The organism is Staphylococcus pseudintermedius (genome assembly GCF_034042775.1).
GTDB classification, from domain to species: Bacteria; Bacillota; Bacilli; order Staphylococcales; family Staphylococcaceae; genus Staphylococcus; species Staphylococcus pseudintermedius.
The window spans coordinates 937,727-958,977 of record NZ_CP120150.1 but is presented as its reverse complement, the minus strand read 5'-3'; the positions used below and the strand labels follow the sequence as shown (position 1 = coordinate 958,977).

Genomic DNA, 21,251 nt, shown 5'->3' with positions numbered 1-21,251 from the left:
GTTTATCACCTGATGGTGATATTCCGTATATTATCCTTAGAAAGGAGGTGATCCAGCCGCACCTTCCGATACGGCTACCTTGTTACGACTTCACCCCAATCATTTGTCCCACCTTCGACGGCTAGCTCCAAAATGGTTACTCCACCGGCTTCGGGTGTTACAAACTCTCGTGGTGTGACGGGCGGTGTGTACAAGACCCGGGAACGTATTCACCGTAGCATGCTGATCTACGATTACTAGCGATTCCAGCTTCATGTAGTCGAGTTGCAGACTACAATCCGAACTGAGAACAACTTTATGGGATTTGCTTGACCTCGCGGTTTCGCTGCCCTTTGTATTGTCCATTGTAGCACGTGTGTAGCCCAAATCATAAGGGGCATGATGATTTGACGTCATCCCCACCTTCCTCCGGTTTGTCACCGGCAGTCAACTTAGAGTGCCCAACTGAATGATGGCAACTAAGTTCAAGGGTTGCGCTCGTTGCGGGACTTAACCCAACATCTCACGACACGAGCTGACGACAACCATGCACCACCTGTCACTTTGTCCTCCGAAGAGGAAAACTCTATCTCTAGAGCGGTCAAAGGATGTCAAGATTTGGTAAGGTTCTTCGCGTTGCTTCGAATTAAACCACATGCTCCACCGCTTGTGCGGGTCCCCGTCAATTCCTTTGAGTTTCAGTCTTGCGACCGTACTCCCCAGGCGGAGTGCTTAATGCGTTAGCTGCAGCACTAAGGGGCGGAAACCCCCTAACACTTAGCACTCATCGTTTACGGCGTGGACTACCAGGGTATCTAATCCTGTTTGATCCCCACGCTTTCGCACATCAGCGTCAGTTGCAGACCAGAAAGCCGCCTTCGCCACTGGTGTTCCTCCATATCTCTGCGCATTTCACCGCTACACATGGAATTCCACTTTCCTCTTCTGCACTCAAGTTTTCCAGTTTCCAATGACCCTCCACGGTTGAGCCGTGGGCTTTCACATCAGACTTAAAAAACCGCCTACGCGCGCTTTACGCCCAATAATTCCGGATAACGCTTGCCACCTACGTATTACCGCGGCTGCTGGCACGTAGTTAGCCGTGGCTTTCTGGTTAGGTACCGTCAAGATGTGCACAGTTACTTACACATTTGTTCTTCCCTAACAACAGAGCTTTACGATCCGAAGATCTTCATCACTCACGCGGCGTTGCTCCGTCAGGCTTTCGCCCATTGCGGAAGATTCCCTACTGCTGCCTCCCGTAGGAGTCTGGACCGTGTCTCAGTTCCAGTGTGGCCGATCACCCTCTCAGGTCGGCTACGTATCGTCGCCTTGGTAGGCCGTTACCCCACCAACTAGCTAATACGGCGCGGGTCCATCTATAAGTGACAGCAAGACCGTCTTTCACTGTAGAACCATGCGGTTCAACATGTTATCCGGCATTAGCCCCGGTTTCCCGGAGTTATTCCAGTCTTATAGGTAGGTTACCCACGTGTTACTCACCCGTCCGCCGCTAACGTCAAAGGAGCAAGCTCCTTATCTGTTCGCTCGACTTGCATGTATTAGGCACGCCGCCAGCGTTCATCCTGAGCCAGGATCAAACTCTCCATAAAAGAAGTAAGCTTGATATAGCTCGTTGATTGTTTAAGTCAATCACTCTCGAAAGTACTTTTGAAGTACTCAAATTATTGGAATTAACGTTGACATATTGTCATTCAGTTTTCAATGTTCGTTTTTGCTGTTACAAGAAAACATTATACTTTAAACAAATTTCTCTGTCAAGATTTAATTTAAAGTTTTTTTTAATTTTTTGTTAATAAGTTGTTGTCTCGTTCAACATTTAATATCTTATAATGTTACGGAGAAAGTTTCAAGCGTTAATTTTACACTTTTAATCATTCGTTTACATGCGTTCAATCATGAAAGCATTATTTTTACAATCTCCTCGAAACGACTTCCTTATCTTACCAAGTAGAATCCCCATCGTCAACACAAAATCAACTGTTATTCCTAATCAAATTTACTATGTTTTTGAAAACTAACACGTATTGAGTTATTTTTACATCAAAACATTTAAAACATAGCGTGAATTATCTTTTGAATCAATTTAAACAGTTATAGCCTCACTCAATTCAAAAGCGAACGCACACATATCCTTCAGTTCTAACCAAGAAGATTAACATCTTACTAAGTTGCCCGTCGTTCAAAAATTTAATACCTGAATTAACATGCACGATTCAAAACAATCAACGCATCTTAAACTAAAAATAATCACTAAAACTTAAAAAAGGCTTATTCATCATAACGTTTCATTCATACGCTTTCTGAATAAGCCTTCAATCACTTATAATTCTTTTTCAGCCTCTTTACACGATTGACAAACACCATATATCTCCATTCTGTGATGCGTGACGTCAAATTCTGTTACATGTTGCGCAAGTTGTTCAACTTCATGAAGTAATGGATAGTGGAAGTCAACAATCTTACCACATTTCTCACAGATGACATGATAATGATTCTGTGTGTCGAAATCAAAACGACTCGACGCATCACCATATGTTAACTCTTTAACAATGCCTGTCTTTTTAAATACTTTAAGGTTATTGTAAATCGTTGCAACACTTATACTTGGGAAGTCAGGTGATAATGATTGATATATTTCGTCAGCAGTTGGATGTGATTCCGCTTTGATGAGGAAATTTAATATTGCTTGACGTTGCGGTGTAATACGCACGCCTGCTTCACGTAAAGACGCTATTGACTCTTTTAATTGATGATCATGAGATTCCAATTCAGCAGTCATTAGGTTCACCCGTCTTTCTTATTAATAATAATTCTTACCTAATAATATATAAGGTTTACCTATTTATTGTCAATATTTATCTAATATCCTCTATCAATATTAACCTTATTCTCAATCAAATTACCGTTACTGAGAAAAGATTTTAAATTGTTAGAAAAAATATCAGTTGCTAATTTTTTGTTATCTACGTGACTGCCTGAAATATGTGGTGTTAAAAAGACATTATCCAACTGGTAGAGTTCTGAATCGGATTCTAGTGGCTCCTGTTCAAATACATCTAAATATGCTTTACGAATCGATTTGTTTTTTAAGGCATCAACAATAACTGATTCTTGTGCAATTGTACCTCGTCCTAAATTAACAAATAATGTATGTTGATTCATCGCTTTAAAATCTTCTACGGTCAATAAATATCGTGTATCTGTTGTTTCCGGTAACAAATTCACAACGATATCCACTTCTTTATAAACATGGTGTCGTTCTGAAATAGGATACGTCTCGTCAAAATGTTCTGCCGCATGACCTGTTGTATTTAACCCTATCGTTTTCATCCCCAATATTTTTGCTATTTGGGATGCACGTTGAGGAATTTTTCCGGTACCTAAAAATAAAATATGCTGACCTTTAACGGATGGTGTAACACGTTTATGATTATAAATGCGTGCTTGTTGTTCTTCATAAATTGATTTGAGTTCTTTGTAGTCATCTAATATGTACGCAAACAGAAATTCCGTAAGTTGTTGTGCATGTACACCCCCTGCATTAGTCAATTGAATCTCTCTTTTCTTGAGCGTTTCAAAAGGCAAACGATTGACCCCTGTCGCATACCAAGCTATCCATTTTAGATTTGGTGCGTTTTCAATAAAAGCTGCATCAACTTCTGGATGATATGAAATCAACACATCCATTTGTTGGTGCACTTCTTCAGGCAGTTGAGAGGGATGCTTATAAAATTTAAAGTCAACATGAGGAAATGCTTCTTGTAATCTTGTTTCTTGATCATCTAAACGCATCAAGCTAACGACTAACATGTAGAATCACCCTTCCAAGATTTCTTTAAGTTGTGCCATTTGTTCTTTGACTTTTACTTTTTCAATAACATCTATAATTTTCCCTTCTTCATCTAGTACAAAAGTTGTTCGTACGATGCCCATCGATTCTTTACCAAAAGATTTCTTCAATTGGTATACACCAACCGCTTCTGAAAGTTGAAAATCTTCATCTACCAACAAATCAAAATTTAACTGATGTTTCTCTATGAAATTTTGATGTTTGCGTTTTGAATCGCCGCTTACACCGTAAACTTGCACATTTAAATCATTAAAGTATGCGATGTTATCTCTGAAGTCACATGCTTCTGTTGTACATGTAGGTGTGTTATCTCGTGGGTAAAAATAGAGAATTACTTTTTGTCCTTTTAATGAAGCTTTTGAAATTTGCTCGCCATTTTGATTTTCTAATTGGAAGTCTGGAAATGTGTCACCTTTTTTTAACATAACAACCCTTCTTTCTAATATCTTCTCATTTTATGATACGATAATAGGGAAAAATATTAAATTAAAAGAGGTTGGTTGATTTATGAATTTTAATCGAAGTGAAGCATTACAAGAACAATCCAATGAATATATTTTAGGGGGTGTCAATTCACCGTCTCGTTCATATAAAGCTGTCGGTGGTGGCGCACCAGTTGTGATGAAGTCTGGTAAAGGTGCTTATTTATACGACGTCGATGGCAATGAATATATCGACTACTTACAAGCATATGGTCCTATTATTACTGGACATGCCCACCCGCATATTACTGAAGCCATCCAAGAACAGGCTGCCCTTGGTGTATTATACGGTACACCTACAGAATTAGAAATTGCATTTGCACGAAAATTACGAGCAGCCATTCCTTCATTAGAAAAAATGCGCTTTGTCAATTCAGGAACAGAAGCTGTGATGACTACGATTCGCGTTGCACGTGCTTATACAAATAGAGATAAAATCATCAAATTTGCTGGCTGTTATCACGGCCACTCTGACTTAGTGCTTGTCGCTGCAGGAAGTGGCCCATCACAACTTGGTTCTCCTGATTCAGCGGGTGTGCCGAAAAGTGTAGCCCAAGAAGTAATCACTGTGCCATTTAACGATATTGAGTCTTTTAAAGAAGCAATGAAACACTGGGGCAATCAAGTGGCTGGCGTGCTAGTTGAACCTATTGTCGGTAACTTTGGCATGGTCGAACCTCAACCTGGATTTTTAGAAGAAGTGAACCGTGTGACACATGAATATGGTGGCTTAGTTATTTACGATGAGGTCATTACTGCATTCCGTTTTCATTATGGTGCTGCACAAGATTTATTGGGCGTTTATCCTGATTTAACTGCTTTCGGTAAAATTGTAGGAGGTGGCCTTCCAATCGGTGGTTACGGTGGTCGCCAAGATATTATGGAACAAGTCGCACCACTCGGACCCGCCTATCAAGCAGGGACAATGGCAGGTAACCCATTATCAATGAAAGCAGGTATTGCGTTGTTAGAAGTATTAGAACAACCAGGTGTATATGAAAAATTAAATCAACTCGGTAAAAAATTAGAAGCCGGTTTACAAGCTGCTATTGATAAATATCAAATCAAAGCAACTATCAACCGTGTATATGGTGCGTTAACGGTATACTTTACAGATGAAAAAGTGACACATTACGAACAAGCTGATGCGTCTGATGGCGAACAATTTGCGAAATTTTTCAAACTGATGTTACATCAAGGCATCAACTTAGCACCATCAAAATATGAAGCATGGTTTTTAACAACTGAACATACAGAAGCAGATATTGAAAAAACAATTGCTGCTGCGGATTATGCATTTAGCCAATTGTAAACTTCGCTATTGAAATTTGCGATGTAACAGTGTATAACATGATTAAACCTATGCACGACTCAGGCTTTAATTTAATCAAAGGAGCGCGATGTTTTGAAACTGGGAGCTAGAATTTTAAAAACAGGTATCGCCATTATACTTGCGGTTTCGATTGCCTCACTGTTACCTCATAGTGCTGGGATGGTGACCGTCGCAGGCATTGCAGCGGTCGTTGCCATGCAGCCTAGTGTCTATCGGACATTTAAAACGATTGTCGATCAATTCCAAGGTAATGTCATTGGTGCCCTTCTCGCTGTAGCTATGGTGACCATTTTCGGCAACAATGTCATTATTATGGGTGCGACAGTCATTTTGTTAATCGCATTACTCTTTAAAATGAAAATCGCACATGTTGCAACGTTAGCGACAGTGACTGCACTGGTTATTATGGGACAACATGACGGCTCTTTTTACATCTCAGCCTTTTACCGATTTTCTCTTGTGATGATTGGGGTCATCAGCTCATTCATCGTTAATCTCACATTTTTACCACCAAAGTTTGAGACGAAGATTTATTACAACTCATTAAACATTTCGACCGATATTTTTAAGTGGTTTAATTTAGTGTTAAATGATGCGACAGAATTTAATTATGTGAAGCAAGATTTAGAAAATTTACGTCAACGTATTGTCAAACTTGAGCAGTTACTTGAATTTTATAAAGAAGAACGTGTCTATACAAAGAAACAAGTCTTCGCACAAACACGTAAGAAAATCTTATTTAAAGAAATCGTCTTGTCGACACGTGATGCGTATGACGTGCTCAGACGAATGAATCGATATCAAAATGATTTGGTGCATTTAAATCATGCATTATTATTACAAATCAAATTAGAAATTGATGAGCTGACACAATTTCACGAACAAATTTTAATTAGTATAACGAAAAAAGCAAAGTTCGACGTGACACTCGATCAACGTTTTGTCCCGAACCCATTGAAAAAAGAAGTCATCACAGCCTTTCAAGAAGAGGTCATAGTAGACCCAGAACCTGAAAACTTTTCTTATGCCAACATTATGCATATCATTTCAGCTTTAGAAGAATATCGCTACAATTTAGAACACTTAGATCGTTTACGTGTCAGTTATTTTAAATACCATAACACAGACCCCGATATCGATATCATTGAAGAAGATTTTGATTTATAACAAATAAAAGCTCGAGCAAAATGATTTAACGTCATCTTGTTCGAGCTTTTTCTGTATTGATAAGGCTAGTAGATCAACTTTTTCTGCCTCTATCACATTTAATGAGGGTGCGCATCAAAAATTTTTTGTACCACCCCATTTCCCCATTTAATCAATCAACTTTAATTGATATTGATGAACCGATTCAATTTCACCATTCTGATATTTAATCGTCACATGTTCAGGACCGATTTCAGTTGGACTTTTCACACCAACCGCTGCCGCAATATTAAACAACCCTTCATGCAAGCTCGTAATATAGTTCGTTACACGATATTGTTTTTCATCGACGACAAGCGCTTCTTCTTTTTTAGGATCCGTCGTTGCAACACCGACTGGACAAATATTTTTATGGCATTGACGACTCATGATACAACCTACACTAATCATCATCGCTCTGGCTACATTCACGAGGTCAGCCCCTAATGCTAACGCGATGGCAATTTTATCAGGCGTGACCAGTTTTCCAGATGCAAAAATTTTCACCTTGTCTCTTAACTGATGCGCTTTGAGTAAACCATCAATGATAGGTAACGCTGTAAATAACGGTAAACCGACGCCATCTTGCAATTCCTGGAACGTTGCACCTGTCCCACCTTCACCACCATCAATCGTAATAAAGTCTGGATAAATCTGTAACGTTTGCATAGCGTCAATCAATTGTTTAAAGTCGTCTTTTCTACCAAGTACCATTTTAAAGCCCACTGGTTTTTGACTCATTTCTCGCAACTCATCAATCCATTTCAACAAATCATACGCGTTATTAATAAAGTCAAAACGGTTCGGCGAGTCGACAGTTTCATAAGGTTGAAGCTTACGAATTTTGGCAATTTCTTCTGTCACTTTTTTACCTTCAATATGACCGCCACGTGTTTTAGCGCCTTGTGCCAACTTGATTTCAAACGCTTTAACTTGTGTATGTTGTGCAACTGCCATGAAATGATCAGGGTCGAATTGTCCGTGCTCGTCCCTAACGCCAAATAAACCAGGCCCGATTTGGAAAATAATATCAACATCACCGGCAAGATGATAATCAGATAAGCCGCCTTCACCGGTATTCATCCATGTGTTCGCCATGCCTAATCCTTTCGAAAGTGCCGTAATCGCATTTTTACCCAGAGCACCGTAACTCATGCCCGACTGTCCAACTAAACGTTTAACATAAAATGGATGCGCGACATGCTCACCGATTTTGACATAGTGTTCAGGCGCCAAATAAAAAGGTTCAATTTCTTTCGCACGAATATGCTCTGAACGATTAAACAATGTTTCGCTTTTAATTTGATAAATGAACGTTGAAATCCATTCATCATTGTCGACCCTTAACTGATGCTTTTGCGTTGGAAACATTGCATTATTAATAAAATAACCGCTGTCGTAATTTTTCTGCGTCCCAAAACTCGCCCCTCTTGAGTTGTACTTGCCCGCAATAACAATATTTTGATATTCCATTCTTGAAAAAGGTTGGTCTTCATTGTCATTTAAAAATAAATATTGGCGCATTTCAGGTCCAATATGTTCTAAAAAGTATCTCACACGTGCGAGCACAGGATAATTACGTAATACACTGTGCTGCTTTTGTCGTTTATCAAAAATTAAAAACGCAATCAATGCGATACATGCAATGACGAATATACCTACTAATAAAACATTGATAATTAATTGAAGTACAGTTAAAAAAGTCATTGTACCCCCCACTCCCTTTTTCTTTCATTATACATGAAATATAGGGCCATATTGACTTAAGTGACCGATTTAAATTGGAAATAACTTGATTAATCACCTCTAGGCACATGCATCATTGACACATTCTATTTATAGATTTTTCCACTAACAATGAATTCAAAAATGATTTATTCTTATCACATTTTGCACTCAGAACATCCTATTTATTTTTAAATTTAAATTTTCACCTTGCTTTTAGGCGTCACGTTATACCTCACAAACATCAAAAGGAGCTAGGACATTAAATTTCCTTAGCTCCTTTACTATATGTTGTGTATGCCAAGGGATGGGACATAAAAATTTAAGCCTCAAACCCTTCATAGATCGATGATTCATTAATAACTTTAAAAAAGTCAGATAATGAGGGTGAAAAGGATAAAAAATTGATGTTATTGTTTTGGGGTTCATCATCTTGCATCAATAGCATCAAAATTTTTCTGTGTTCCAATCCCTTTCATATCACTATCATACGATTGCAATTGCAATTATAAGTTTTGAATTGAGAATAATCGACGGTATGCGCCTTCTCGTTGCATTAACGTCTCATGGGAACCTTGCTCCACAATTTCACCATTTTCAATGACGACAATTTTATCTGCATGTGTAATCGTTGAAAGTCGATGTGCTACAATAATAGTAGTCCGGTCATGACTCAGCTTTTCTAACGCCTCTTGAATAATCGCTTCACTTTCTAAATCTAACGCACTTGTTGCTTCATCTAAAATCAATATAGGTGGATCATTTAAGAAAATACGAGCAATCGATAAGCGTTGTTTTTGCCCACCAGAAAGTTTTACGCCACGTTCGCCGACTTCCGTATCATAACCTTGAGGCAATGCCATAATAAAGTCGTGGGCATTTGCGAGTTTCGCCGCTTCTACAACTTCCTCAAATGACGCATCTGGACGACCGAGCAAAATATTTTCTTTCACCGTATCAGAAAATAAAATGTTGTCTTGCTGCACCATACCGATTTGACGTCTCAAACTTGCCGTATCGAAATCTTTAACGTCATGGCCATCAATTTTAATATGGCCTTCCGTCACATCGTAAAAGCGAGGAATAAGATGAATTAAGGTTGACTTTCCGCCTCCACTCATACCGACAAATGCGACTGTTTCGCCATGTTGGATATCCAAATTCAAATGGTTCAATACATTTCGCTCTTCTGGATTGTACTTAAATGAGACATTTTCGATTTCAATTTGCCCTTCACGAATCGGTATCGCTTTCGCTTGTGGTGCATTTTTAATATCATAAGGCTCGTCAAACAATTGAAAAACACGATCCATTGATGCAAAACTTTGCGTTAATGTTGTAAAAGAAGACACAAGTCGACGCAATGGCCCGTATAGTTGTTCAAGGTAGCTGACAAATGCCGCAAGTGTCCCCACTGTCACAGATCCCGTAATGGCTAAATAAGCACCGTAACCTATAACAATTAATGGACCAATATCAGTCACAGTGTTGATAGCCGAAAATGAATAAGCATTCCAACGTGTATGTTTAAAGGCCTTGTTTAAAAAGTTCGTGTTGCGTTGATCGAAATTTTTAGCTTCATTTTCTTCAATCGCAAAACTTTTAATGACCGCCATCCCATTGACACGTTCATGAAGAAAACCTTGTGTCTCAGCAAGTTTTTGTGAACGTTCACGAGTCAGAGCCCTTAAACGGCCGAAAAAGAAATATACCGTTAAAATGTAAAAAGGTAAGACAACGATTGCCGCTAACGTCAGTTGTACGTCTAAGAAAAACATCACCGACAACGCAATAATAATCGTAATACAGTCAAGCCAAATATTCATGAGCCCCGTCATGATGAAATCTTTCGTCTGTTCGACATCATTAATAACACGTGAAATGACTTCACCTGCTTTGTTGTTCGCATAAAACTTTGAACTTAACGCTTGTAAATGATCATACAATTTTTTTCGAATATCATATAAAATTTTGTTACTTGTCCATTGTGCTAAATATTGTCTAAAAAACTCAATCGGCGGACGTACTACTACAAAAATAAACGCCGCGATAAGCATAGACACACCTAAACGCATTAACTTATCATCTACTGTTAGAGCCGCATTATTTATGACATCATCAATGACATATTTGATTAATAATGGAATCAGTAATGGAATACCAAACTTCAATATTCCGACTATAATCGTACCAACAATCAGCCATCGATACGGCTTTACAAACTCTAAATATCTTCTTATCAAAAAAACGCCCCCCGGTATTATCCTACGTCAACATTGACCCCATTTGTATCATGTGTTAAATAAATTTCGCGCGTCTCTTTGAATGACGAATTGAACGGGACTGGGACATGATGTTTTCCCAGTCTCTGCTTCTATTTATGGATTGATATCCATTAATGGTGATTAAACCGTTGAAAAATAAGGGTGTATGTAAAAAATGATGCGATCGTTTTCTTGATTTCATCAACTTGCAAGCAGTTGCGCAGTATTGAAATATGATTGCCCAGAAGGCTGAGACTCCTGAGGGATAAGTTAAACGCTAAACAACGTCATTTAACTTTAAAAGTGGCTACCGTTTAACGCAGTAGCTGTCTGACTTCTCAATGCGCATGATTTTGAGAAGTCTAGTCAGCCTTGCGGGGGCAGTACGACGAAATCTTTGTTACACATGAGATTCCTGTACTGCTCCCAAAATCCAATTCGGCTTCAAACAAATGTTGACTTCAATCAAGCCGAATTGAGTTGGAGGGCCAGCCCCTAGGAAAGGGAAGCCATGATGGCAATCAAAAACCGAAAATCGTAGGGAGGGCAAGTTTAACAAAATATTGCATCAATCGCATCAAAAATTTTTATGTCCCGCCCCCGTATTACATTGTCATCGCCAATCGGTGTTGTTATTCAATTACAAACGATATGATATTTTAAAAGTTTTTCACCTTTTGAAATCGTTGACGCCACACTTTAATAAAATCAGGTGCAAATGGTCCCTTTTTCTGCTCAATCCATTGTTGTAAAATATCAACATTGCGTCTTAAAATCATATCAATATCTTTTGGATAATTCATTTGATTCATATGTTGTTCGTACTCATCTTCATCTAATAAATGATATTTGCCATTTGGATAAACTTTAATATCTAAATCATAATCGATATATTTTAAAGCTTCTTCATCACAAACAAAAGGCGACGATAAGTTACAATAATAATAAACGCCATCTTCACGAAACATACAAATGACATTAAACCAATATTCTGAATGGAAATAGACAATTGCAGGCTCACGCGTTACCCATGTTCGGCCATCACTTTCGGTTACAAGCGTATGATCATTACCACCGATGACGACATCTGCTGTTCCTTTTAAAATTGTAGTTTCGGACCATACACGGTGTATATTGCCATCGTGTTTATAAGATTGAATTTTAATCGATTCCCCTTCTCGAGGTATACACGATTTGACCAACTTCTCACACCACCTTGTTAAAAATTCACCTCGTTATTATATCATATTCCATTCCTATTACTTAATTATTCCGCTTCATTTATTGCGTTAAATATTTTTGTCATCGGGACTGGAAAAGAGTAGTTATCCTTTTCAACGGATGCCATCCATCTTCTTCCATTTGCGACAACCGGTGCGACCGTTTCATCCACCGTTGCAGTATGTACAGTCAAATGCCATGTCAAATGTGTAAATTGATGTTTCACTTTCACTACATTTTTACGTTGAATCGTTAAATGATTGATGTCTAAGGTTGGTTCTATGTCTTCTTTCGCACCATGTTCAATCATCGGAAACTGCCACATACCTTTGAGTAATGATGCTGTACGTTGTTCTATTAAAAAGTCTCCTAATTGATTTTGAATGACATACACATCAAAGTTCAACGTTTTTTTCTTCAACTTTTTCGTTTTGACAGGACGTTCTAATACGGTCCCTTGTTCGTAGGATTCACAATGCATTTGAACTGGACAGAATAGACAAAGTGGCGCTTTAGGTGTACACACAAGTGCACCTAACTCCATCATCGCTTGATTAAAATCACCTGATTGTTGTGCAACATAAGGCGCCAGCTCATTTTCATAAGCTTTTCTTGTCGACTGAAGCGCCGTATCACGTGTATCATCATTTAAACGAGACCATACACGAAAGACATTTCCATCCACTGTCGCTAACGGTAAATCAAAAGCAATACTCATCACAGCTGCTTGGGTGTACGGACCTACACCTTTCAAATTTAAAAATGTCTCTGGATGTTGTGGTACGCTTCCATCATGAAATGCGACGACTTCTTTGGCGGCAGTGTGAAAATTACGTGCACGACTATAGTATCCAAGACCCTCCCATAGTTTTAATACATCGTCCTCATCTGCATTCGCCAAATCTTCAATTGTCGGAAACGCTTCAACAAAACGATGATAATAATCACGAACCGTATCGACTTGTGTTTGTTGTAACATCACTTCACTAATCCAAATATAATAGGGATTTTTCGTTTCTCTCCAAGGCATTTGCCGTTGTTCCTTTTCAAACCATTCCAATAAATGTGGCTTGAATGTAAGTTCATCTAACATTTCAATTCTCCTTGCATATATTAATGATTTTTGTTCATTTCAATAATCGACTATAATAAAGTTACGTTATATTGAAAAGAGTGAGACATTATGGATACAGCCACACACATCGCGATAGGCGTTGGACTTACAGCAATCGCAACGACGGATGCTGCTATGAGCGGAAACTTCGCTGCAACAGCAACCGTACTGATTGCAGGTTCTTTAATTCCTGATAGTGATACTGTACTAAAATTAAAAGATAATGCAACATATATTTCAAATCATAGAGGCATTACACATTCTATTCCTTTTACTTTACTTTGGCCATTATTGTTAACTTTACTGGTCTATAGTCTTTTCAAACATGTCGATCCCTTACATGTTTGGTTATGGGCACAACTCGCCGTCTTTCTCCATGTGTTTGTTGATATTTTCAACTCATATGGTACACAAGCATTACGGCCCTTTTCGAATAAATGGATTCAATTGAGTGTCATTAATACATTTGATCCGATTATTTTTGCGATTTTGCTCGTCGGTATCGCCATTTGGGCCATCGGTGTACACCCTTATGTTGTGTTTATTCCAGTGTTAATTGTCCTCATTGTATATTATATTTTAAGATTTCAAATGCGCAGTTGGTTAAAAAAACAAGCTTTAAATCAAGTGGAACATCTCGGCACACCAATTAAAGTTTTTGTAGCACCGACCCTTCGTTTTATGCAATGGCGTATCGCAATCCAAACTGAAAAACACGATTATGTCGGTCGCAGTTATGGACGTAATATTGTGTTTAGTGACAAGGTAGAACGTCAGCCTTTTCCAAGTAATGCAATCATGAAATATGCACAATATGATAAAAATGTGAAAGCTTTTCTGAACTTTTCTTCCATTTATCGTTGGCATGTGAGACAAGTTGATTCTTATACGACTGAGCTGCGATTTATTGATTTGCGTTATTTGAAGGATGGGCATTATCAGTTTGTGGCGATTTTGCATCTTGATCAAGAGATGAAGGTGAAGCATTCGTATACAGGGTGGGTGTTTAGTGAGGAGAAGTTATTGAGAAAATTACTCGCTCATTAATTCAGCGTGATGATATACTATAACGATTTAAGTGGTTTTACTCCAATCAAACCTTAGATTGCAACACGATGCTGCAGTTTTTAAAATTATTTAGCCTTTATGGGTTGCACGCTTTAGACTCGTCTTCCTAGGCGCTGAAACTTCAACTAACAAACGTTTTTAATTTTACTGTTACATTCATGAAAGCGATAGTGGATTATTTGTTTCAGCTGATACCTCAGGAGTCTCGCCTAGCTTTGCTCCCCTTAAAGGCTTTTTATTGTTTTATCACAGCATCGTTCTGTTATCTGATATGTTTCTTAAACTGAACAATTGCACTAATTATCATTAATTAATCACTTGTATTCATGGTGCTTCATATCTCCTTCACCTTAGCGTTAAAACGTGTTTCCTAGCCCTTACCGCTTCAAAACCATCAAACAAAAAAGCTGTGTGCAACGATGAGATGTCGTTGTTTCACAGCTTTTGGTTTATTCGGCTTTTTCTTTTTGTACTTTTGATTGATGGTGTTCGTTTGGTCTTAATTGTGAGACATAATCTTTTAATGCATAACAAAATACAATCATCAATCCAATGAAACACATGAAATAAAAATGATAACCGAGATGATTCATGGCTTCATGGCCAACGATGACAGCTTGTTGCATGCCATTGACTAGATAATACATCGGGTTCAGCATCATCACATGTGTCACCCAGCCGTTACTATTAGGTGGAATATAAAGGATAGGCACGAGTAAAAACGTCAAAATCACAATCAATGTAAAGACACGGTCTAACTTTGGATAGAGCACATACACTAAACCAAGTAAAAATGACATGATGACAATAAAAACAAACGACATCGCACTATAAAAGAATACGCCTACCCACGTCGTATCAGTATTCAATGGTTTTAACCAAGCCATGACAGTCATTAAAACAGTTAATATTATGGTATGCATGCCGCTCGACAAAACAATATGGAAAAATGGACTCATATTAAAGTGACGCGTCACATAATAATCTCTAGGAAAGAAGCGGTAATGGATATAAATCGCAACCCATATGACACCAAAAGCGACTAGCCCTGTCAGTCGATAATCAAAAGTCGCTTGTGTCACTTCCACGATATCTAAAAAATAAAAAGCTATTGCGGTTAAAACCATTAAACCAAATGCAATTAAAAAAGTTAATGCTGTCCATTTGCGATGTTTTTGAAGGCGATATTTACTGTGTCTAAACAATCTCGTTCGATTATGAAAAAAATGAATTAAGTTTTCTAACACGCTCATCACCTACAATTCGATATAAATCCATTTGGAATGTTTAAGATCGGCAATGAAATAACCTGAATCTGTTTTGCTCATCCAAATATCGGTTTTAATATTAAATTCATCTTTAAATTTGTCTTGCTTCACGATTGGAAATGTAAAGCCGAGTAAATGATCGCGGTCATCAAACAACATTGAAATCGGCTGTTCGACAATCGGCTCTACAAATCGTTGTTCATGTTCTGGCACAAGTGTTTCATTCACCTTTTTATGTGATTTATGGAGTGCACTGTTAAAGTAATCGACAAAGTTAATATAGTTGTCTTTCATATAAGGTTCTAACTGTTTACGATCGACTTCTTTATAAAGTGCTGCTGGATTTAAATAAAGGAATTTGTCTTTGTTTGCTTTATAACTTTTGCCGTCCACTTCAATGCGGTACGTTGTTTTATTCTCACCCGTAATCGATGCGACTGTATAGTGCGGTAACTGTTCTTCTTTACCCTTATTGTCTAATGGCGTGATCGTCATTTCACTGTCGTTTACAATGCCATAAGCTAATTTGTCCACATATGGATCAGATGTCGATTTCGAAATGGTTGCTTGGGTCACTAATGGTGCGCTTGCAATTTTGCCTAAGTTAGTAAAAATTAATACACCTGCCATGCACATACCAAGAAAAAACAGTGCCAACCAAGTCCATATTCGCGATAAAAAGGCTGGTGGTTGCGCATGACGATAACGTTCAATCCGTCTAAAATTATATGTAAGCTCTGGCATGCGTGAACGATTGCGCTTCCAGTCTTCATCAAAGTGTTCTCGTTCTTCCGCTGTCGTTAACGATGCCATATCCCGTTGATGCGACAGAAAATAAGGCAATACTTGTTTAATCGAGCCTTCTTTACGTACTTGACCGTGTGAAATCCATGCTAAATAGTTACTCACAGCTTTCACTTTTTCGACATCATTGTCAATCGCAATCCAAGTCCATTCGCGGTCGATATAATCTTCTACCATTACTTTTGCTTTTTCAAAAAATCCTTCATCTAAATCACTCAATATATGACTTAGAATGACAATTTTTGCTTCTGATGCGCGTGCTAAGCTGAATAACAACTGCGCATATTGTGCATCTGTTAAGTCTTTGACCCGTTCATCTTGTACAGCTTCTAAATGTGCATACTTAATGACTTGTGTAGCTTTATGTTCAGGTGCATCGTAAGGAAACAGTTGAATGACATCTTTTACATAGTCCATCACTAGAATATTTTCAACTGATTTTTGATTCATATTCGCATAAAACATTGATGCAGCACGTGCGATTCTTCCTTTATCGGGTTCGACAGTCCCAGCTAAAATTTCACCGATTAATGATTTAGATGATTCAGCCTCACCAATAATCCCTAGCGCTTCACCTTCATAAATATGCAGAGAAATGTTGTTCAACTCAATATCTTCTGGTTGATAACTAAAAGGTTTAAGCACATTTTGCTTTTTTTGATTACGATAATAATGTGTGACATTAATCATCTTCAAGACAATTGAACTACCCATGCGCTAAAGTCCCTTCTATATTTGTAATAATGAAATTGGTAAACCTTCTTCAGCTTCCGCCCCATTAATGCGATAGCCCCATGCGAATACCCCTTTGAGACGTTCGACTTTAAAATAATTGCCTGTGCCATCTTTAAGGCGATAAATTTTACCAAGTTCAATTTCATTCGTGTCGATTAAATAACTCTCTGCAATAACTACTTTATTCGCATAAACATCATATTCATTCATAATGCCGTTCATTTCAGCTTTTCGCATTTTCTCTTTACTCGTCTGGATAACATGTAAAATTTCTTGTCTATCCATGTCGCTTAATCGTTTTTCAATCATGATCAATACCACTTTCTGTCAGTTTTCGTTGGATATCGTCATACGGATACCCTTTTCTTAGTAATGCCTCAACCGTTTTCATATATAAAGGCTTTCCTTCATATTTCTTCTGATATTTATTATAGACTTTCTCTAAATCCCGTTGCAATAAATTATCCACAGTTTCTGGGTCCTGTTTAAAATCTAATGCATCCATCACTTTAAATATCGTGTCTAGGGTGAATCCTTTTTGTTGTAGGGATTGTTGTACTTTCACCTTTACTTTTGAGGGAGGTCCTTTTTTTTGATTCATTATTTTTTGACCAATGTCTACTATGCTTTCGAATGGTTGTTCCTCTTCGTATACACGGACGCCTTCTTCTATCAAATCCGCTTCAATTCCTGCTTGATGTAGCTTTTGACGAAATACTTCCGGTCCTTTATCCGTTGTTCGTAGCATCGTGTTTTTTAAACTGATCATATAATCGCGGTGATCAATGAGTTTAAGTCGCTCACAATAAGCAATGGCTTCGTGAATGATGTCTTCTTCATAACCTTCTTTTCTTAGCTGTGTGGCGATTTCTTTACGTGTTCTTTTGCGATAGGACAAATATTGAATGGCATGATTGTTCGCTTGCTGTTGATATTCACGTTGGGCCAATGATTTAAGTTCATCTATGTCCAGTTCATCGCCCTTTTTAATATTAAACGCCACCAACGTATCTATTGAAATGCCGATCGCAAATTCATTATCAATATAAATGTTAAAACGTTCATGATTATTTTTTTGCACTTCAATTTTAGTAATTTTTGACATCGTTTCACCCCTTTAAATAAGAAAAAGAGTAGAGCTCAAATCTAAAAATATAATTAGATTCCAATGCTCTACCCCACTCTGTTGACAGCGTCGTGACCGGCATTAAAGTTTGTGCAGTGATAGAAATCGCAAATTGTCTCGTTTTCCTCAACACTTCATGTCCTTATTATGCCATATTCATACATTAAGCACCAAGTTCTTGCAACGCTTCTGTATATTGTTGTTCATTGATAAATTCTTGTTGTTTCATTTTTTCTAACGTCATTTTCGTACGATTAATAAATGAAGGTGACATGTCATTCACATTGTACACGGAAGGCGCATTCACCTTACTTGCTAATATGGCACTTTGTAATACTGTAATATGCGGTAATGTGTAATTTTGTTCATTTGTTGTGACACCAAAATAATCATTCGCAGCAGATTCAATTGTATAATGATTGTCGCCATAATAAATATTATTCATATAGTAGCTTAAAATTTCATCTTTGTCGTAATACCGCTCAATCCGTTTAGCGACAAACATTTCTTTCAACTTACGCGTCACGGTCTGTTGGTTATCATAATAATAATTTTTTGCAAGCTGCTGTGTAATCGTACTCCCACCTTGTAAACGATCACGGTCACGCACCGATGCAAAAATCGCACGTAAACTTCCTCGATAATCTACACCTGAATGTTTGTAAAAACGACGATCTTCTACAGCGATAAATGCCCCTTTTGTATAATCTGGCATTTGTGAAGCACTGACATAACTACTTTTTTGTTCAATACTTTTTAATTCATCTATGTCCGCGCGCTGTGCCATAAAATACATCGCACCAATAAATAATGCACCTGCTAATACAATTAACATCAATAACGTGCGAAAAATACGGCGTGGCTTTTGTTTCTTCGGCGGTTGTCCGACAGGTTGATAATACGTATTGTGATGTGGTTCATTGTGCGGTGCAGGCTTGGCTATTCGGCCTCTTCTTTTCATATATGTGTGACCTACTTTCTCATATTAAATCACTTAATAATGTGAGTTTACCAAGTCCTTCAAAATTATGCTATATGTTTCGGCAAAAATCAGTCTGTAGAACGAGCTTGAGCACGAACATTGAAGATTGTTACTGAACGTGAAAAAATGGGTATGTAACTGTCATAAAGAGAATCAAAACAGAAGGAGTAATCATTATTATGGGAAAAGTAAAAGCAAATATGGCGTTAGTAAGCGCATTAAAAGCATGGGATATTGACCATGTCTATGGGATACCAGGTGACTCTATCGATGCTGTTGTCGATGGATTAAAAGTAGCTGAAAACGACATTGACTTTATTCACGTACGACATGAAGAAGTCGCAAGTCTTGCAGCAGCCGCTTATACTAAATTAACTGGCAAAATTGCAGTTTCACTTGCAATCGGTGGACCTGGTGCCATCCATTTATTAAACGGGATGTACGATGCGAAAATGGACAATGTGCCACAACTTGTATTATCAGGACAAGCAGACAGTCATAAACTAGGCACAAAAGCATTCCAAGAAGTGGACTTACCAAAATTATTTGAAGATGTTGCAGTTTACAACTATCAATTGAAAGAGAGTGATGCGACACGTATTTTCGAAATTGTTGACGAAGCGATTCGTACCGCATATCGTGAAAAAGGTGTTGCAGTGTTGACCTTACCAAACAACATTTTAAATACAAAAGTTGAGGACAATTTTCCTACAGAAGTTGAACCTTACGTACCAGAACGTCGTCAACCTTTAAGCCACGAAATTCAACGCGCTGCACAGTTATTCAATGAAAGTAAGCGCCCTGTCATTTTAGTCGGTAAAGGGACAGACCATGCGAAAGCAGAAGTACGTGAATTCATTGAAAAAGGTAAAATTCCAACTATCGTGACGTTGCCATCAAAAACGATTGTAGGCGATGACCATCCATACAATCTTGGTAACCTCGGTAAAATTGGTTCAAAACCTTCTTACCAAGCCATGCAAAATGCGGACTTGCTCATTTTAGCAGGCACGAACTATCCGTATGTGGATTATTTACCGAAGAAAAACATACCAGCGATACAAATCGATGAAAATCCAGAAGCTATCGGTCACCGCTTTGATGTCGATGCACCTATCGTTGGGGACAGTCAATTGGCATTACGCGCATTGACAGACGCAATTCAACCTGTCGAAAAACGATCATTCTTAAATGAAATGTTAGACCATCGTGAAACTTGGAAAGGTTGGATGACTGAAGATAAAAATAATGATGCTTCACCAATCCGTCCTGAACGATTGATGGATGCGATTAATAAAGTTATGACTGATGATACGGTCATTGCAGCTGACGTGGGCACATCAACTGTATGGTCAACACGGTACTTGAACTTAGGTGTGAACAACCACTTCATTATTTCAAGTTGGCTCGGTACAATGGGTTGTGCCCTTCCAACAGCTATCGCATCACGCATTGCTTTCCCTGGCCGCCAAGTGATTGGGATTACAGGTGACGGTGCGTTCGAAATGGTGATGCAGGACTTCTCAACAGCGGTGCAATACAATTTACCAATGGTGTTGTTCGTCCTTAATAACAGTGAACTTTCATTTATTAAATATGAACAACAAGAAGCGGGTGAATTAGAGTACGGTATCGACTTTAGTGATATTGACTTCGCGAAATTTGCAGAAGCTTGTGGTGGTGTCGGTTACACATTAAAAGATCCGAAAGACATTGATTCAATCGTACAAACAGCAGTACAACAACACAAACCAACAATCGTTAATGTGTATGTAGATAAAAATGCTGCACCACTTCCAGGTAAAATCGTGCCTGAACAAGCGATAAATTATGCAAAATGGGCATACCGTAGCTTAACAGAAGACCGCAAATTTATTTTTAACGAAATGCCATCATTAACAACAGCAGTAAGACGTTTCTTATAAGCACATTCAAGCAGCATAGGTGAAATCACCTGTGCTGTTTTTTTACCGTTTTCAACTGTTACGTTCAAATGTAAGTTTAAGACATTTTGAGGCAATGTAAATTGTAAAAATTTCATATTCAGACGACTCAATCCAAATATAAAAATCGGCAATGCAAAGTGATTTC

The 21,251-nt window shown here is 38.1% G+C and carries 16 protein-coding genes and 1 rRNA gene; 4 read left to right on the top strand and 13 right to left on the bottom strand.

The window, feature by feature from the left end; translation table 11 throughout:
* Window positions 1-40: 40 nt before the first annotated feature.
* The 4 genes from P3U61_RS04360 to bcp form a co-directional block, all read right to left on the bottom strand.
* Window positions 41-1,592: ribosomal RNA gene (locus P3U61_RS04360) — 16S ribosomal RNA — on the bottom strand.
* Window positions 1,593-2,323: 731 nt separating this feature from the next.
* Window positions 2,324-2,782, bottom strand: a complete 459-nt coding sequence (perR, locus tag P3U61_RS04355; RefSeq protein ID WP_014613510.1) for a peroxide-responsive transcriptional repressor PerR — start codon at window positions 2,780-2,782, stop codon at window positions 2,324-2,326.
* A gap of 80 nt (window positions 2,783-2,862) precedes the next feature.
* Window positions 2,863-3,813, bottom strand: coding sequence for a phosphoglycerate dehydrogenase (locus P3U61_RS04350; protein ID WP_110179232.1), 951 nt, complete (start codon window positions 3,811-3,813; stop codon window positions 2,863-2,865).
* Between the two features lie 6 nt (window positions 3,814-3,819).
* Window positions 3,820-4,278, bottom strand: coding sequence for a thioredoxin-dependent thiol peroxidase (gene bcp, locus P3U61_RS04345; protein WP_014613508.1), 459 nt, complete (start codon window positions 4,276-4,278; stop codon window positions 3,820-3,822).
* Window positions 4,279-4,360: 82 nt separating this feature from the next.
* Here bcp and P3U61_RS04340 point away from each other — a divergent pair, with 82 nt between their 5' ends.
* On the top strand, window positions 4,361-5,647 hold the full coding sequence (locus P3U61_RS04340; protein ID WP_063279151.1) for a glutamate-1-semialdehyde 2,1-aminomutase: 1,287 nt from the start codon (window positions 4,361-4,363) through the stop codon (window positions 5,645-5,647).
* Window positions 5,648-5,740: 93 nt separating this feature from the next.
* Complete coding sequence (locus P3U61_RS04335) at window positions 5,741-6,835, top strand: FUSC family protein (RefSeq protein ID WP_014613506.1); 1,095 nt, start codon at window positions 5,741-5,743, stop codon at window positions 6,833-6,835.
* Between the two features lie 147 nt (window positions 6,836-6,982).
* On the opposite strand, the gene P3U61_RS04330 is transcribed toward P3U61_RS04335, so the two are convergent.
* The 4 genes from P3U61_RS04330 to mutY all read right to left on the bottom strand — a co-directional run bounded on the left by P3U61_RS04330 (window position 6,983) and on the right by mutY (window position 13,156).
* Window positions 6,983-8,560 carry an FMN-binding glutamate synthase family protein gene (locus P3U61_RS04330; protein ID WP_014613505.1) on the bottom strand — a complete coding sequence of 526 codons (1,578 nt, stop codon included), beginning with the start codon at window positions 8,558-8,560 and terminating at the stop codon, window positions 6,983-6,985.
* A 524-nt stretch (window positions 8,561-9,084) separates the two neighbouring features.
* Window positions 9,085-10,821 (bottom strand): ABC transporter ATP-binding protein, encoded by a 1,737-nt coding sequence (locus P3U61_RS04325; protein WP_014613503.1) that lies wholly within the window; start codon window positions 10,819-10,821, stop codon window positions 9,085-9,087.
* 680 nt (window positions 10,822-11,501) lie between these two features.
* Window positions 11,502-12,044, bottom strand: a complete 543-nt coding sequence (ntdP, locus tag P3U61_RS04320) for a nucleoside tri-diphosphate phosphatase (protein WP_014613502.1) — start codon at window positions 12,042-12,044, stop codon at window positions 11,502-11,504.
* Window positions 12,045-12,109: 65 nt separating this feature from the next.
* Window positions 12,110-13,156: an A/G-specific adenine glycosylase gene (gene mutY / locus P3U61_RS04315; protein ID WP_101457957.1), complete on the bottom strand. Its 1,047-nt coding sequence runs from the start codon at window positions 13,154-13,156 to the stop codon at window positions 12,110-12,112.
* A 90-nt stretch (window positions 13,157-13,246) separates the two neighbouring features.
* Between mutY and P3U61_RS04310 the strand changes: the two genes are divergently transcribed.
* Window positions 13,247-14,224, top strand: coding sequence for a metal-dependent hydrolase (locus tag P3U61_RS04310; RefSeq protein ID WP_014613500.1), 978 nt, complete (start codon window positions 13,247-13,249; stop codon window positions 14,222-14,224).
* A gap of 470 nt (window positions 14,225-14,694) precedes the next feature.
* Here P3U61_RS04310 and P3U61_RS04305 read toward each other — a convergent pair whose 3' ends face one another.
* The 5 genes from P3U61_RS04305 to sgtB form a co-directional block, all read right to left on the bottom strand.
* Entirely contained in the window at window positions 14,695-15,498 is an 804-nt protein-coding gene (locus P3U61_RS04305; RefSeq protein WP_201800441.1) for a teichoic acid translocation permease, read from the bottom strand.
* A 3-nt stretch (window positions 15,499-15,501) separates the two neighbouring features.
* Window positions 15,502-17,031 carry an ATP-binding cassette domain-containing protein gene (locus P3U61_RS04300; protein WP_014613498.1) on the bottom strand — a complete coding sequence of 510 codons (1,530 nt, stop codon included), beginning with the start codon at window positions 17,029-17,031 and terminating at the stop codon, window positions 15,502-15,504.
* 15 nt (window positions 17,032-17,046) lie between these two features.
* On the bottom strand, window positions 17,047-17,361 hold the full coding sequence (locus tag P3U61_RS04295; RefSeq protein ID WP_014613497.1) for a YfhH family protein: 315 nt from the start codon (window positions 17,359-17,361) through the stop codon (window positions 17,047-17,049).
* Window positions 17,354-18,157: a recombination regulator RecX gene (gene recX / locus P3U61_RS04290; protein ID WP_015729382.1), complete on the bottom strand. Its 804-nt coding sequence runs from the start codon at window positions 18,155-18,157 to the stop codon at window positions 17,354-17,356. The genes P3U61_RS04295 and recX overlap by 8 nt, the downstream gene beginning before the upstream one ends.
* Window positions 18,158-18,341: 184 nt before the next feature.
* On the bottom strand, window positions 18,342-19,139 hold the full coding sequence (gene sgtB, locus P3U61_RS04285) for a monofunctional peptidoglycan glycosyltransferase SgtB (protein ID WP_101457867.1): 798 nt from the start codon (window positions 19,137-19,139) through the stop codon (window positions 18,342-18,344).
* A gap of 200 nt (window positions 19,140-19,339) precedes the next feature.
* Here sgtB and P3U61_RS04280 point away from each other — a divergent pair, with 200 nt between their 5' ends.
* The gene (locus P3U61_RS04280) at window positions 19,340-21,085 is read left to right on the top strand and encodes a pyruvate oxidase (protein WP_015729383.1); all 1,746 of its coding nucleotides are present in this window, start codon (window positions 19,340-19,342) and stop codon (window positions 21,083-21,085) included.
* The last annotated feature ends 166 nt before the right edge of the window (window positions 21,086-21,251 follow it).

Bases quoted from the DNA above. Each gene is read 5' to 3' on its own strand.
- perR (WP_014613510.1), bottom strand. From the start codon at position 2,782: ATGACTGCTGAATTGGAATCTCATGATCATCAATTAAAAGAGTCAATA.
- P3U61_RS04350 (WP_110179232.1), bottom strand. From the start codon at position 3,813: ATGTTAGTCGTTAGCTTGATGCGTTTAGATGATCAAGAAACAAGATTA.
- bcp (WP_014613508.1), bottom strand. From the start codon at position 4,278: ATGTTAAAAAAAGGTGACACATTTCCAGACTTCCAATTAGAAAATCAA.
- P3U61_RS04340 (WP_063279151.1), top strand. From the start codon at position 4,361: ATGAATTTTAATCGAAGTGAAGCATTACAAGAACAATCCAATGAATAT.
- P3U61_RS04330 (WP_014613505.1), bottom strand. From the start codon at position 8,560: ATGACTTTTTTAACTGTACTTCAATTAATTATCAATGTTTTATTAGTA.
- mutY (WP_101457957.1), bottom strand. From the start codon at position 13,156: ATGTTAGATGAACTTACATTCAAGCCACATTTATTGGAATGGTTTGAA.
- P3U61_RS04310 (WP_014613500.1), top strand. From the start codon at position 13,247: ATGGATACAGCCACACACATCGCGATAGGCGTTGGACTTACAGCAATC.
- P3U61_RS04305 (WP_201800441.1), bottom strand. From the start codon at position 15,498: ATGAGCGTGTTAGAAAACTTAATTCATTTTTTTCATAATCGAACGAGA.
- P3U61_RS04300 (WP_014613498.1), bottom strand. From the start codon at position 17,031: ATGGGTAGTTCAATTGTCTTGAAGATGATTAATGTCACACATTATTAT.
- P3U61_RS04295 (WP_014613497.1), bottom strand. From the start codon at position 17,361: ATGATTGAAAAACGATTAAGCGACATGGATAGACAAGAAATTTTACAT.
- recX (WP_015729382.1), bottom strand. From the start codon at position 18,157: ATGTCAAAAATTACTAAAATTGAAGTGCAAAAAAATAATCATGAACGT.
- sgtB (WP_101457867.1), bottom strand. From the start codon at position 19,139: ATGAAAAGAAGAGGCCGAATAGCCAAGCCTGCACCGCACAATGAACCA.
- P3U61_RS04280 (WP_015729383.1), top strand. From the start codon at position 19,340: ATGGGAAAAGTAAAAGCAAATATGGCGTTAGTAAGCGCATTAAAAGCA.